Source organism: Anoxybacillus sp. LAT27 (assembly GCF_022030075.1).
Lineage (GTDB): Bacteria > Bacillota > Bacilli > Bacillales > Anoxybacillaceae > Anoxybacillus > Anoxybacillus kestanbolensis.
Genome location: NZ_JAIWYK010000055.1, coordinates 1 through 348, shown reverse-complemented (window position 1 = coordinate 348; position 348 = coordinate 1). Strand labels below are relative to the sequence as shown.

Annotated in this window: 1 protein-coding gene; it reads left to right on the top strand. The window is 42.8% G+C overall.

Annotation, left to right across the window (positions count from 1 at the left end):
- On the top strand, positions 1-287 hold a 287-nt coding region (locus LD028_RS02510), incomplete at its 5' end, for a transposase (RefSeq protein ID WP_237810820.1).
- Positions 288-348 lie beyond the last annotated feature (61 nt).

Here is a 348-nt window from a genome sequence, read left to right as displayed (position 1 = left end):
CCGTTAACCATCGGTATGAAATGGTATCTTGGGCGTTTTATGATTTAAGACAAAAAATCGAGTACAAAGCACGCAAACACCAAGCCAAAGTGATTGTGGTAGACCCAACATACACATCCCAAACATGTCCAAAATGCGGACATACAGAGAAAGCAAACCGAAATAAGAAAACGCACACGTTTTGTTGCCAAACATGCCAATATACATCAAACGACGACCGAGTTGGCGCGATGAATCTTCAACGAAAAGGAATCGAGTACATCGTTGAAGAAACAACAAAAGCATGACTTTTGTTGTTGGGTAGCTGTCAACCTGCCCTGATGCAACCCCAAGTGAAGGAAGGAGGAT